Below are 12,226 nucleotides of genomic sequence, written 5' to 3' on the forward strand. Positions count from 1 at the left end.
GCTACCAGCTCGCTCCGGGGTGCTGGCGGGCCAGCACCTGCATCTCGGCCAGCATGTAGCCCAGGTGTTCGGAGTGCTTGCCGCGGCGTCCGCCGCCGAGGGCGGCCGGAACCTGCGGGACGTCCAACTCGGCCTCGGCCAGGACCTCGCCGGTGAGCCGGTCAAAGTCAGCGCGGAGGCTGGAAGGCTCGACGGCGGCACCCGCCGCCGCGAGGCGGGCGGTGAGTTCGTCGTCGGCAAACAGTTCGTCAACGTACGGCCAGATGACCTTGAAGCCGTGGATCATCTTGCGGCGCGATTCGTCCGTGCCGAGGGCCAGGCGCAGCACCCACTGGGCGCTGTGGTCCCGGTGGTAGTCCACTTCCTTCACTGCCTTGGCGGCGATGCCGGCCAGGGTGGCGTCCGTGGAGTGCGTCAGCCGGCTGTAGAGCTCGAACTGGTAGTAGCTCACCACGAACTGCCGGGCGATGGTGACGGCGAAGTCCCCGTTGGGCTGCTCGAAGAGTTCCACGGAGCGGAACTCGTCCTCGGAGCGGAAGTAGGCGAGGTCGTCCTCGCTCTTGCCGTTGAGTCCGCCGGCGTAGCTGAGGAAGGAGCGGGCGTGGCCCAGCTGGTCCAGGGCGATGTTGCCCAGGGCGATGTCCTCCTCCAGCTCGGGGGCGCGGGAGATCCAGTGGCCCAGGCGCTGGGCCAGGATCAGTGCGTCGTCGCCCAGGCGTAGCGCGAACTCGGCCACGTCCTCGGTGGGCTTGGCGGTGCCGCGGCTGACGGCGAGCGCGATGTCCTCCGGGCGGAGCGCGTTGCCCGGCGTGATGCGGGTGGCGCTGGCGGTGGCGTCTCCGCTGGTGCCGGCGGTGGCGACGCCCACGGAGATGTCCCCGTGGCCGCCTGTTTCTTCAGTGGTTGCCGGTGAGGTGCTCACAGGTGCTTCACGCCCTCGCTCTTGGTGTAATACGTCGCGTGCCGGTAGTCCTTGCCCTGCGGCGATTCGAAGAAGGCGCCCTTGGCATCCGGATCGCTGGAAGCGATGGCGTCCGCGGGGACAACCCAGATGGACACGCCCTCGTTGCGGCGGGTGTACAGGTCACGGGCGTTGCGCAGCGCCATCGCTGCGTCCGGCGCGTGCAAGGACCCGGCGTGTACGTGGGACAGGCCGCGGCTGGAGCGTACAAAGACTTCCCAGATAGGCCAGACGTTGCCGGCGGGAGTTTGGGGATTCATGCTGCGGATTCCTTCTCTGCTTGCTTGCGGGCGTACGCTGCGGCGGCTTCGCGCACCCAGGTACCGTTCTCGTGTGCTTCGCGGCGACGTTCCAAACGCTGGGCGTTGCAGGGGCCGCGGCCCTTCAGGACCTCGTGGAACTCGTCCCAGTCCAGCGGGCCGTGCTCCCATTTCTTGGTTTCTTCATTGAAACGGATGTCCTTGTCCGGAAGGGTGAGGTCCAGGACCTTGACCTGCTCCATCATCATGCCGACGAAGCGGTTGCGGAGCTCGTCGTTGCTGAAGCGCTTGATGTTCCAGGCCATGGACTGCTTGGAGTTGGGTGAATCGTCATCCGGCGGGCCGAACATCATCAGGGCCGGGGCGTACCAGCGGTTCACGGCCTCCTGGGCCATCTGCTTCTGCTCGGGGGTGCCGTGCGAGAGTTCCAGCAGGATCTCGAAGCCCTGGCGCTGGTGGAAGGATTCTTCCTTGCAGACACGGACCATGGCCCGGCCGTAGGGGCCGAAGGATGCGCGGCACAGCGGAACCTGGTTGGCGATCGCGGCGCCGTCCACCATCCAGCCGATGGCTCCCATGTCCGCCCAGGTGCGTGCGGGGTAGTTGAAGATGGAGGAGTACTTGGCCTTGCCGTCCATCAGGTCCTGCATCATTTGGTCGCGCGGCTGGCCCAGGGTCTCGGCGGCGGAGTACAGGTACAGGCCGTGGCCGGCCTCGTCCTGGACCTTGGCCATGAGGATGGCCTTGCGCTTCAGGCTGGGGGCGCGGGAAATCCAGTTGGCTTCCGGCTGCATGCCGATGATCTCCGAGTGCGCGTGCTGCGAGATCTGCCGGATGAGGGTTTTGCGGTAGGCAGCCGGCATCCAGTCGCGGGGTTCGATGCGCGAATCCTCCGCCATGACGCGGTCAAAGTACGCCTGACCTTCAGCCTCGTGCCGGGCTGCCTCTTCCAGCTGTTCAGGTGTCAGCTCAGCGGGCACTGACTGCAGGGTCTGCGTTGCCATGGTTGCTCCTATGCATATCCGATAAATAATTACCGACCGTTCGTTCAGGATATGCGGAAGCCGTGAGATGCGTCAAGCACCGGGTGCTCTTGGTGGGGTTGATTTTGTGCCTGACGCGGCAGTGCGAATGGTTGCCAGCGGGCACTGATGACTAAATCCGCGTGTGTAGGCTGTGGGCATGACGGCACCGCAGATCTATGTCAGTTTCCCCGGCACGGCGCGCGAAGCACTCACCTTTTACCAAGACGTCTTCGGTGGAGAGCTATCCCTCTACACCAAGGCGGACTTCGGTAGCAGCGACGGCCCGCCGGATCACATCGCCCACGGAGTCCTCAGCGGCACCGTGGCCCTGGCGGGATCGGATGCGCCAGCCGACGGGAAGACGGTCCGGTTCGAAGGCCTCATGCTCTCGTTGCTGGGGACCGCCGAACCCGAGACCCTCCACGAGTGGTTCGACAAGCTCGCCGTTGGCGGCCACGTGGTGGATCCCCTGGCCCCCAAGCCTTGGGGTGCATCCGATGGCCAGGTGATCGACCGCCACGGACTCCACTGGCTCATCGGGTACGAACCCGCCCCCTGAGCAGTGCCGCTGCTCGAACAGTTGCCCACTGACCGCATCAGAGCCCCACGGGCGTTGTGGGGTAGTTTTGGGGCGTGAACGCAGCCGCCCGCAGGAAGCTCCCCCTCTGGGCTTTGCTCGCCCTCAATATGCTGGTTGCCCTCCTCGCCATCGCCTTGGTCCAGGCGTTCCTGGTCAAGGTGTACCGGGTGCCGTCCGGCTCCATGGAACAGACGCTGCAGGGCTCGCAGGGCGGCGGCGACCGGATCCTGGTGAACCGACTGGCTTACGCGGGCAGCTCACCGCAGCGGGGGGACGTGGTGGTGTTCACTCGTCCGGCCTCCTGGCAACATGAAACAGCAGCGCCCGACGGCGGCGGGCTGGTCTCCGTGGCACGCGCCTTCGGCGACCTTACGGGGATCGGCGTTTCCAACGAGCAGTTCATGGTGAAGCGCGTCATCGCCGTGGGCGGCCAGACCGTCAGCTGCTGCGGCACCGATGGCCGGGTAAGCGTGGATGGCCAGCCGCTGGACGAGCCCTACATCTACCAGGACTTCCCTTTTCAGCCCGGGGTTTTAGACTGTGCCTCGGTTCCCAGCTCGGCGCGCTGCTTCCCGTCATTCACTGTTCCCGAGGGCCAGCTGGTGATGCTGGGCGACCACCGCTCCGGCTCGGCGGACTCGGTGGTGGACTGCCGGACGCAAGCCGGGAACCCGGCGTCGGCGTTTTCGAATGGCGCGTCGCCGGGGTGCGTCCGGACGGTGGGGACTTCCGAGGTTATCGGTGAAGTGGCCCTGCGGATTTGGCCGCTGGATCACGCCGGCGGAGTTGGCTGAGGTCCTTGACGATCTTCGGGACCGCGCGCAGGAAGCGGGCCCACCGGGCCTGATGCTGCCGGAGGCGGCCTTTGAAGGTCATGTCGGCGTAGATGTTCCCTGTGAGGAAGACCTCTGTGGGCGGGAAGACCGCGCGGAAGAGCATCTTCGGCTTGTCCCGCAGCGGGGCCTGGGCAATGGCGATGATCCGGGCGCTGCCCGGCTCCTTCGCTAGCAGGCGGTTGCGCCATTCCGTGGACGCCTCCGGCCATTCTTCTGGCTTCGGCTGGGAGACCAGGTCCTCGAGGAAGGGGCGCATGGCAGCAAGCGAACCGGTGGCCGTGGCGATTTCCAGGATTTCCGCCGCGTGCGACTCCCGCTCGGTGAGCTCCGCAAGGAACACGAGCTCCTGGCTGCACGCCGGAAGATGGGGCGAGCGGAGGGCATGCAGGGCAAGGATGAGGATTCCCAACGCCTTTGACGGGACCCGCACCACCTGCCCTGCAAGTTCAAGGTCCTCCGTGTGCGCCCACATCACATCGAAGCACGCGTTGGGGTCGCCTTCCATTCCCGGGAAGCGGAAGTGGACGTCGATGCAGCAGGGCCAGGACGGGTGATCGACGGTCACGGAATGCTTAGGGAACGTCTTGCCGTCCGGGTCCACGGGGCGCTCCCGCCAGCCACGCTGCTGCAGGCCGACCAGCAACGGTTCGAGGTCCGCCGGGGGCACAAAGACGTCCACGTCCACTGACATCTTGGGCAGCCGTAGCCCCTGGACCACGCTGGCCGGACCCTTGATGAAGAACGCCCGGATCCCCAGGCTGTCCGCCACCCGCTGCACCAGGGCATGGCCCAGGAGCACGGCTTCGGGAATGCTCAGCAGCGTTTTGTCGCTTGGGTCCTGCATGGCTGGGTTCGGCACGGCTGGACCTAGCCCCGTGCCCGGCGGCCGGCGGTGGCGGGTTCCAGGACGTCTTCTGCGTCCCACCGGGGTTCGTGCGCCGTGGCGTCAGGGTGCACGAACTCAAGTGCTTCCTGCGTCTCAGGCGCGGAGGTGTACGTGCCGTAGTAGGAGTATGCGTCCGTGCCCTTGGTGGGCACGTAGTTGAGAACGGCGCCCAGGATGCGGCCCTTCACCTTTTCCAGGTTGCCCAGGGACTGCCCCAGCTGTTCCTGGGTGGTCCGGCCAGTGCGGATCACCACGATGGCGCCGTCCGCGACGCGGGACAGGACGGCAGCATCCGTGACCGGCAGCAGCGGCGGGGCATCAATCAGGACGATGGCATTCTCCGCCAGGGCATTGAGCATGTTCTTCATGGCCTTGGACCCGAGCAGCTCGCTGGGGTTCGGCGGAATGCGGCCCGAGCCGAGGACGGACAAGTTGGGCAGCGCACCCCAGGGCTGCAGGACGTCCTCCAGCTCGGCGGTGCCGGTAAGCACATCGGTGACCCCGACTCCCGGAACCAGGTTGAAAACGTCCACCAGCGTGGGGCGGCGGAGGTCGCCGTCGACCACCACAACGTTCTCACCGGCGGCCGCCATGGTGACCGCCAGATTGGCCGTCACGGTCGACTTGCCTTCGGCCTGCATGGAGCTGGTGACCACGATGATCCGCGGCGGCTGGTCCACGTCCAGGAAGCTGATGTTGGTGCGGAGTTCCCGGAGGGCCTCGGCCATCGCCCCGCCGCCGTCGTGGAGCTGCGCGGCGGCCCCGGCGTCCAGGATGGTGCTTTTTTCGTCCAGGCGGTGATCAACGGGGAGGGTGCCGATGACCGGGACGTCGAAGAGCCGCTCGATCTCCGCGGCGTTGCGGATTCTACGGTCCAGGTGCCGGCGGACCAGCGCATAGGCCACGCCCAGGGCCAGGCCGATCAGCGCGCCGAGCGCCAGGGTGAGCTTGACGTTCGGGGACACGGGGCTGGTGGGAAGGACGGCCTTGCCCAGCGGGAGGATCCGGACGGCAGAGGCCGTGGCCGCTGGTGCAGCGGCCGGTGAGGTGCCGGCGTCGGGCGTGGTTGTTTCTGTTGTGGCTGTTTCCGGGGTGGCGGTCTCGATGGCTTCCACCTGGGCGGCGAGGCCGTTCACCCAGGCATCGGCCACCCGCTGGGCGGTTGCCGGATCCGGCGACTGGGCCGTCACCCGGATCTCCGCGGTGTCCAGCGGAACCTTCACGCTGATGGTGCCGAGCAGCGCATCGGCCGTGGTCTTGAGCTCCAGGGAGGCGATGACCCGGTCCGCTACCAGCCGGGACTTGGCCACGGACTCGTAGTTCTTGACCTTCGCCTTGGCCAGGCTGTCCCCGGCGAGGGAAAGGCTCACGTTGTCCGAGCCCGGGGTGACCACAATGCCGCTGGAATCGGACGAGTAGATCTTCGGTTGCAGGACGGTCCAGCCGAAGGCCGTCAACGTGGCCAGCAGGGTGAAGGCGACGATTGCCTTCCAGTACACCCGCACCACGCGCAGGTAGTCGGCCAGGTCCAGGCCGGCGGGAGTTTCGCCCGCGGGCACAGTGTTGACGCTCATGGTGGTTCCTTCCAAGTTTGTATGTTTCCCTGCCCGGTCTTCGTTGCCGGGGTGTTGCGTCGTGCGGTGCCCCGCGCGGCTGGCGGCTAGTCGCCGCCCTGCGCATTCGGTGCCTTGCGTTATTCGCTGCCCTGTTCCAAAACTGATTTGGCGATCAGCTGCCCGGCGGCTGCAGCGACGGCGGCCTTGTAGCCCTCCGGCCTGCCGTGCACTTTTGCGATTTCTTCGGCCAACTCGTCCAGCGTTACTGCGTTTGCGGTGGCTTCCCAGATCGCCGGCCCGATCCCGCTCAGCCGCACGATCTCCGCTTCCAGCATCACCAGCAGGTCGCCGTCGACAGCTACGGCGTCCTTCGGTTCAACCCGGCGGATCCAGCCGTCCGGGACGGGGGTCGTGTCGTCGGGCTCGGCTTCTTCTGCGCGCGCTGGGCGGCTGCGGGCCTCCCAGACGGGCTTCGAACGGCGCTGCTTGCGGAAGAGCGGCTCCAAGGCTGCCGGCAGGTCCTCGGCCTCCGAATAGGTCACCTGCCAGACTCCCCCGACGCGGTCGATCAGCCGGCACAGCGACTGCAGCGGCTCGTCGATTTCGGCCTGCGAGGACGAATCCGGGATGAGGGCCAGCAGCCCGTCAGCCAACGGGAGCTGGCGGAGGGTTGGCTCCTGGTGTGCTTCCTGGTGTGCTTCTTGGTCCGGTTCAATCCGGTTGAGCAGCACAATGGACTGGATGAAGGGCTTGGCCGGTGCCGGCAGGAGCCCGAGCTCGTCGGGACCCACCTGGCGTTTGGGTGCGCCCGGCCCCTGCTTCACGGACAGCGGCTTGGGGTACGGAAGCACCGATCCGTCCGGTCCGATGGCTACCGTTTCGTCCGTGACATACCCGTACGTCCCGGCCAGTACCGAGGCAGCCGTGGTTTTTCCCGTGCCGGACTTGGCCACGAGAGCCACCACGGCGCCGGTCTCCGGAGAGGCAACGCCGCAGGCGTGGAGCATCATTAATTCGCCAGCGTTCTCCAGGATCGCGGCGACCGTGAGCCGGGAGGTGAGGTTCTCAGCCAGCTCCGCAAAGGAGGCGGCCTGCAGGGGGAACGTGCCGCCGTCGTACGTTTGGGACAAGTAGGAGACGGAAGCGGAGAACGGCAGGGATTCCGTGGGTTCCTTGGCGAGCGGCGGGACCATCGGTGCCCCGGCACCGGCACAGCGCGACCAGGCCGAGCGCATGCTGTGCTGCTGCTCGGGGGTGACCGAACGGCCCCAGCGGATGGCGAACTGGGTGCCGAGGACGTCGACGCTCAGCAGTTCCCCGCCGCCGCGCAGATCTTCAAAGAGCCGGGCGTCCCAGCCGCTGGAGAAGTCCCAGTCGAGCTGCGAATCTACGCCATGCTTTTTGTCCTCGCCGCTCATGACTCCCCCTTTCCGTCCAGCCGGTTGCTGCTTTGGTTTCTACTAACCCGGGATGCCAGCAGCTTCGATGAGCCGCTGGGCTTCCAGGCTGGCCAGGAAATCTTCCACTTGGTGCGCCAGCTGGCCGGCCGCGTCCTCGAAGGTGGCTTCCAGTTCGGCGATGACGTCCGCCTGGTCGCGGCGGCCGTCGATCAGGTCCCAGATGGCCGCCGCGGTGCCGTCGAGGACTACGGGCTGGGTTGCGTCCAGGTGAAGCAGGGCAACCCGGCTTGTTGACTCGGTGCGGACTTCTGCGACCAGGGTGCCTCGGCGGTAGATCACAGTCTCTGCCTCTATCGATCTAGGGTCACGGGAAGGTGACCGTGGGGTTGGTGGCCGTCGGCGTGAGCGAGAGCGACCCGCCACCGTTTGCAGTCACGACCACGCTAGTAGTCATGACGTAGGCATACGTGACGTTGCTGGGCTTCGGATTGATGGTCTCGTAATGAAAGCGGATGGGGAAGTCGGTCGTCGCACCGCTCGCGATCGTCGCGGAGTAGGAAAACGATGCCGCGGACTTGTGCTGCGTAAACACACTCGCTGACGACACAGTGGCCGGGAGGAGCGACTCAACGCCGATTCCCACGAGCACAGTCCCCACCGGTGCGAGATCAATCGTCACGGTGATGGTGCCGGTGAAGGACGAGGTGCCTGTGTTTTTGACACTCAGACTTGCGGGCCCAGTCCCATTGAATTTGGTTCCACCCCCGCCGATCTTGAAGTATTGGGGCGTTGCTCCGTAAAGCCAAGTCGCGGTCGCGCTGACCGTACCACCCGATGCCGACGCTGCCGGAGCCGCAATAGCGGCCGCAATAACGGGCACGGACCAAGCCGCCCCCTTAACGATCCTGCGACGGCTGAGACCGCCCTCTTCGCTGCTCGTGACCTCTGCGTTCAGAACCTCAGACAATTTCGCCCCCACATATTTTTCGGCTGGGGCCAGCCCTGATTGGACCGGCCGTGTGCTTTCACCGCGTTTTCGCCGGCTGCGACCACTCTTCCCAACGACGCGAAAGGTTCACGCAACCGTTTTGCAAGATTCGGTCAAGGTTTCCTATCTGTGCAGAATTGAGGATTTCGGGTTGTCCCCTTAAATGTCAGTGCCCGCTGGCAGAGTTATCCCATGGAAGCCGTTGGAGAACTCGCCCCGAACCAGGCCGGGCGCCTGGGCGGGTTTTCCGATGTGCCGTCCCTGGTAGTCGCGCCAACGCGGAGCCTTCGCGCGGTGCCCGCAGGCGCCCTCGCCGGCTCCCACTTTCGCGTGCCGGCGTCCGACGGCGGTGGTTCCGATGATCTGGTCCGGAGCCTTGAGCTGCTCAAACGTGCCGCGTCCACGGCGGTCGAGTATGCCGGGCGGCTCGGTTTCCGGGAGGCTGCTGGCTTCGCAGCCAACGTCGAGGACGTCTCCCGGACCCTCGAATATCTGCAGATCGTCGCGGCCGGAGCTGTCGACCGGACGCGGCGCGAGGCTTCTGCGGCCGCGCGGGCGGGCACCGGCTCGGGCTCAAGTTCGGGCGCAGCGGTTGGCTGGACCACGGGTTGGGGCACCGACGCGGTGGCCGCCCAAGGGCCGGTCGGCTGGGCGCCCCGGGCCGGTGGCTGGGTCACCGGCCCCGGACCAGCGGCAGCGGATCCCGGCTCGCTGGAACCCGAACCGATGAATACCGGATCCATGCCCGCAGGCCCGGTGCCGGATCCGGCCGATGACGGGTGCCGGAACGCCGCCGAGTTCCTCCGCACCAGCTTGCGGATCAGCATTGCCGAAGCCCGGCGGCGCCTCAGCTTGGCTGACGCGGTGCTGCCGAGGACCGGGATTACCGGGCACACCGAGCCTCCGGTACATCGCGAACTCGCGGCCGCCGTCGCCGCCGGAACCGTTGCGTCCCGCTCAGCGACCATCGTCACCCTGGCCCTGGAGCGGGTCCGGCACCACGCCCCCGAAGACACCATGGCCCGGATGGAACTTGACCTGACCCGCCACGCGGCCGGGAGCGACCCGGATTTCGTGTCCCGGATCGCGAAGCGTTGGATCGAGGGGCTCGACCAGGACGGGTCCGAACCGTCCGAAGAAGAGCTCCGCCGCCGGCAGGGCGTGTTCCTCCGCCAGCCCCGCCGCGGGCTGTACCATGTGGAATTTTTCGCCACCGCCGACCAATACGAACCCCTCCTGACCGCCATGAACACGGCCACCAACCCCCGCACCCGCACAGGCGCCGACACCGGCGACGGTAGCGGCGGCGGCAGCGACAGCGACACCACCGGCACCGGCGACGCAGAGCAGGACCTGGAACTGGAACTGGATCAGCGGACCCGTCCGCAGCAGCTCCTCGATGGCCTCGTCGGCGCCTGCAAAGCAGGCTTGGCCGCCGGGGCGCTCCCGGCCGCGGGCGGGCTCCGGCCCCAGGTCATGGTCACCATCGACTACCGCGACCTGCTCGACCAGTTGGAGAACCTCGACCGCACTACCGCGGCATCTGGCACCGGCCAGAGCAACGACACCACACGCAGCACCGGCACCGGCATCCCGGGCACGGGCTCGTTTACGTTCACCGGCCCCGTCACCGCGGCCACCGTCCGGAAGATCGCCTGCGACGCGGACATCATCCCCGTCCTCCTGGGCAGCCAGGGCAGGATCCTGGACATCGGCCGCACCACCCGGGTCTTCCCGCCGCACATCCGCAAAGCCCTCACTGCCCGCGACCAGGGCTGCGCGTTCCCGGGCTGCACCATCCCCGCGCCCTGGTGCGAAGCCCACCACATCACCTACTGGTCACGCGGTGGAACCACCAGCACAGACAACGGCGCCCTGCTCTGCAGCCATCACCACCACCTGATCCACAAGGAACAGTGGCAGATCCACGTCAAAACCGGGATCCCCTGGTTCATCCCGCCACCCCACATCGACCCACGACAAGAACCCCGACGAAACACCTACTTCAGGTGCTGAAAGTTCAGGCACTGAACAGCGGGCTGGGCACTGCCGCCCTGCAAAGCGGCCGGCGCCCCACCTCATGAGTGGATGGCCCCACCTCAGAGGTGGATGACGGAGGTGCACGCCAGAATTGTCGGCGCCTGCTTGCCATGCTCGTGGACGGTGACTTCTGCGGTCACCTCGAAGTCGCAGCGGTCGCTATTCCTGCCACGTCGGCCATAACCGTCCATCGCGAAGTCCAGCTCCGTTGAACCTGCGGCCATATCGTAGATGAAGGCGGCCGTGAACGTGGCACCCTTGAGCGTTAGCGTCGGCAAGACGCATGCCGCACCCACGCTGATGAAGGAAAACGACAGGCTGCCAGGCACCGGCACCTGCCCACCAACGCGCAAAGCCGATGAGACGGGAGCTACCGGATTTATAGTGATTCGAACGCTCACCTTTCCGGAAACGGCGCCAAGACCCCGCAGGGTGAGCTCGACCGGCACCTTGACGGCGGGCCGAAGGTGTCCGGCCTCATTGGGATGCGTGGTCGAAGGAATGGCCCGAATTCCCGAGACGAGCACTGCTGAAGCTGACCCGGTCGAAGCTGGCGCCGCCGCGGCCGGCATAACTGAGGCTGGCGTAGCTGAAGCCGTCGTAGCTGAAGCCGGCGTAACTGAAGCCGCCGTGACCGGTGCCGCCGTGACCAAAGCTGGCGCCGTCGCGGACTGAGAGACGGGGGCAGCGGTCGTTTCCGGAGCTGGCCGCAGGCCGCCCCACACCGCCCTGCGGCGCGTGGCTCCGGCATGGTCCTTGATGCGATAAGCAAGCTCTGACATCTACGTCCCCCGTAGCAATCGGTTGGGCCTCCCGGCCGGGCCGCCCAGCTGCTGTGACCGTGTTCTTCACCGGTTGACCCCACTGTGCCTGTTGTGCCTTCAGGTTCACGCAACCGAACGGCAAGATTCGATCAAGATCTGCCCGTTCCTCCGGGCGGTTTGCCCCCGGACAGGAACTGCCTGCGTGTTAAGTTGAAGATCAGGGATCGCACCGATCTGACAGCCACTCCGGAAAGAGCCCTCACCGTGGAATCGCCAACGCCCGTACGGATCCTCACAGTCTGCACGGGAAACATCTGCCGCTCCCCCGTGGCCGAACGCCTGCTGCAGGCCGGCCTGGACCAGGTCCTGCCCGGCGGCTTCGAGGTGCGGAGCGCCGGCACCCGCGCCATGGTGGGCAGCCCCATCCAGCCGCTCTCCGCCGAGATCGTGAACATGTACGGCGGCACGGACAAGGGCTTCGCGGCCCGGCAGCTGACCCCCAAAATCCTCCGCGACACGGACATCGTGCTGACCATGACTTCCAAGCACCGCGGCGAGGTGCTGCAGCTGGACGCCTCCCTGCTCAAGCGCACCTTCACCATCCGGGAATTCGCGCGGATGCTGGAAGCCCTCGAGGAACGTGACGCCGCCGCGGGTGAAGCCAGCCGCAATGAAGGCAATAACAAAGCGCCCGACGCCGGCACGCTCTGGCGCGGCCTGCCGGCCCGCCTCGCCTCGGTCCGGCACCTTGCCCTGGCCGCGGACAGCACGGACAACGAAGTGATCGACCCCTACAAACGCGGCCCCGAGGTCTACCGGCAGATGGAAGACGAACTGGCTCCCGCCATCCTCACCATCCTTCGCTACGCCCGGCTCAACACGCCCACATAACAGGACTTTCGGCGTCGCCCTTTTCCGCATCAGCGGTGG

Annotated in this window: 14 protein-coding genes; 4 read left to right on the plus strand and 10 right to left on the minus strand. The window is 66.7% G+C overall.

What is annotated here, in order from left to right; genetic code table 11:
• Position 1: 1 nt before the first annotated feature.
• Genes paaC through paaA form a run of 3 tightly spaced genes read right to left on the minus strand, consistent with a single transcriptional unit; the run spans position 2 to position 2,225 of the window.
• Positions 2–922 carry a 1,2-phenylacetyl-CoA epoxidase subunit PaaC gene (gene paaC, locus ACSQ1X_RS16400; RefSeq protein ID WP_436058425.1) on the minus strand — a complete coding sequence of 307 codons (921 nt, stop codon included), beginning with the start codon at positions 920–922 and terminating at the stop codon, positions 2–4.
• Complete coding sequence (gene paaB / locus ACSQ1X_RS16405; RefSeq protein WP_436058426.1) at positions 919–1,221, minus strand: 1,2-phenylacetyl-CoA epoxidase subunit PaaB; 303 nt, start codon at positions 1,219–1,221, stop codon at positions 919–921. Before paaB ends, paaC begins: the two co-directional genes overlap by 4 nt.
• Positions 1,218–2,225: a 1,2-phenylacetyl-CoA epoxidase subunit PaaA gene (gene paaA, locus ACSQ1X_RS16410; RefSeq protein WP_055804578.1), complete on the minus strand. Its 1,008-nt coding sequence runs from the start codon at positions 2,223–2,225 to the stop codon at positions 1,218–1,220. Before paaA ends, paaB begins: the two co-directional genes overlap by 4 nt.
• A 178-nt stretch (positions 2,226–2,403) precedes the next feature.
• Between paaA and ACSQ1X_RS16415 the strand changes: the two genes are divergently transcribed.
• Both ACSQ1X_RS16415 and lepB read left to right on the plus strand, forming a co-directional pair.
• Entirely contained in the window at positions 2,404–2,805 is a 402-nt protein-coding gene (locus ACSQ1X_RS16415) for a VOC family protein (RefSeq protein ID WP_436058427.1), read from the plus strand.
• Between the two features lie 74 nt (positions 2,806–2,879).
• Positions 2,880–3,620, plus strand: coding sequence for a signal peptidase I (gene lepB / locus ACSQ1X_RS16420; RefSeq protein ID WP_436058428.1), 741 nt, complete (start codon positions 2,880–2,882; stop codon positions 3,618–3,620).
• Here the strand turns inward: lepB and ACSQ1X_RS16425 are convergent.
• From ACSQ1X_RS16425 to ACSQ1X_RS16445, 5 genes are all read right to left on the minus strand, one after another.
• The gene (locus ACSQ1X_RS16425; protein ID WP_436058429.1) at positions 3,562–4,506 is read right to left on the minus strand and encodes a nucleotidyltransferase family protein; all 945 of its coding nucleotides are present in this window, start codon (positions 4,504–4,506) and stop codon (positions 3,562–3,564) included. The two genes, lepB and ACSQ1X_RS16425, sit on opposite strands and share 59 nt — an antisense overlap.
• A gap of 23 nt (positions 4,507–4,529) precedes the next feature.
• A complete protein-coding gene (locus ACSQ1X_RS16430; protein ID WP_436058430.1) occupies positions 4,530–6,122 on the minus strand; it encodes a polysaccharide biosynthesis tyrosine autokinase in 1,593 nt (530 codons plus the stop codon).
• A gap of 119 nt (positions 6,123–6,241) precedes the next feature.
• Positions 6,242–7,522, minus strand: coding sequence for a hypothetical protein (locus tag ACSQ1X_RS16435; protein WP_436058431.1), 1,281 nt, complete (start codon positions 7,520–7,522; stop codon positions 6,242–6,244).
• Between the two features lie 42 nt (positions 7,523–7,564).
• Entirely contained in the window at positions 7,565–7,843 is a 279-nt protein-coding gene (locus tag ACSQ1X_RS16440; protein WP_436058432.1) for a PqqD family protein, read from the minus strand.
• A gap of 25 nt (positions 7,844–7,868) precedes the next feature.
• A complete protein-coding gene (locus ACSQ1X_RS16445) occupies positions 7,869–8,183 on the minus strand; it encodes a hypothetical protein (RefSeq protein WP_436058433.1) in 315 nt (104 codons plus the stop codon).
• 501 nt (positions 8,184–8,684) lie between these two features.
• Here ACSQ1X_RS16445 and ACSQ1X_RS16450 point away from each other — a divergent pair.
• On the plus strand, positions 8,685–10,508 hold the full coding sequence (locus ACSQ1X_RS16450; protein WP_436058434.1) for a DUF222 domain-containing protein: 1,824 nt from the start codon (positions 8,685–8,687) through the stop codon (positions 10,506–10,508).
• Between the two features lie 83 nt (positions 10,509–10,591).
• Here the strand turns inward: ACSQ1X_RS16450 and ACSQ1X_RS16455 are convergent, their stop codons facing one another.
• Positions 10,592–10,861, minus strand: a complete 270-nt coding sequence (locus ACSQ1X_RS16455; RefSeq protein ID WP_436058435.1) for a hypothetical protein — start codon at positions 10,859–10,861, stop codon at positions 10,592–10,594.
• A 148-nt stretch (positions 10,862–11,009) separates the two neighbouring features.
• Positions 11,010–11,255 (minus strand): hypothetical protein, encoded by a 246-nt coding sequence (locus ACSQ1X_RS16460; RefSeq protein ID WP_436058436.1) that lies wholly within the window; start codon positions 11,253–11,255, stop codon positions 11,010–11,012.
• 305 nt (positions 11,256–11,560) lie between these two features.
• On the opposite strand from ACSQ1X_RS16460, the gene ACSQ1X_RS16465 reads away from it, so the two are divergent.
• The gene (locus tag ACSQ1X_RS16465) at positions 11,561–12,187 is read left to right on the plus strand and encodes a low molecular weight phosphatase family protein (RefSeq protein WP_436058437.1); all 627 of its coding nucleotides are present in this window, start codon (positions 11,561–11,563) and stop codon (positions 12,185–12,187) included.
• Positions 12,188–12,226 lie beyond the last annotated feature (39 nt).

It is taken from the genome of Arthrobacter sp. LjRoot78, assembly GCF_964254335.1.
Classification (GTDB): domain Bacteria; phylum Actinomycetota; class Actinomycetes; order Actinomycetales; family Micrococcaceae; genus Arthrobacter.

Bases quoted from the DNA above. Each gene is read 5' to 3' on its own strand.
- ACSQ1X_RS16415 (WP_436058427.1), top strand. From the start codon at position 2,404: ATGACGGCACCGCAGATCTATGTCAGTTTCCCCGGCACGGCGCGCGAA.
- ACSQ1X_RS16450 (WP_436058434.1), top strand. From the start codon at position 8,685: ATGGAAGCCGTTGGAGAACTCGCCCCGAACCAGGCCGGGCGCCTGGGC.
- paaB (WP_436058426.1), bottom strand. From the start codon at position 1,221: ATGAATCCCCAAACTCCCGCCGGCAACGTCTGGCCTATCTGGGAAGTC.
- ACSQ1X_RS16430 (WP_436058430.1), bottom strand. From the start codon at position 6,122: ATGAGCGTCAACACTGTGCCCGCGGGCGAAACTCCCGCCGGCCTGGAC.
- ACSQ1X_RS16435 (WP_436058431.1), bottom strand. From the start codon at position 7,522: ATGAGCGGCGAGGACAAAAAGCATGGCGTAGATTCGCAGCTCGACTGG.
- ACSQ1X_RS16425 (WP_436058429.1), bottom strand. From the start codon at position 4,506: ATGCAGGACCCAAGCGACAAAACGCTGCTGAGCATTCCCGAAGCCGTG.
- paaA (WP_055804578.1), bottom strand. From the start codon at position 2,225: ATGGCAACGCAGACCCTGCAGTCAGTGCCCGCTGAGCTGACACCTGAA.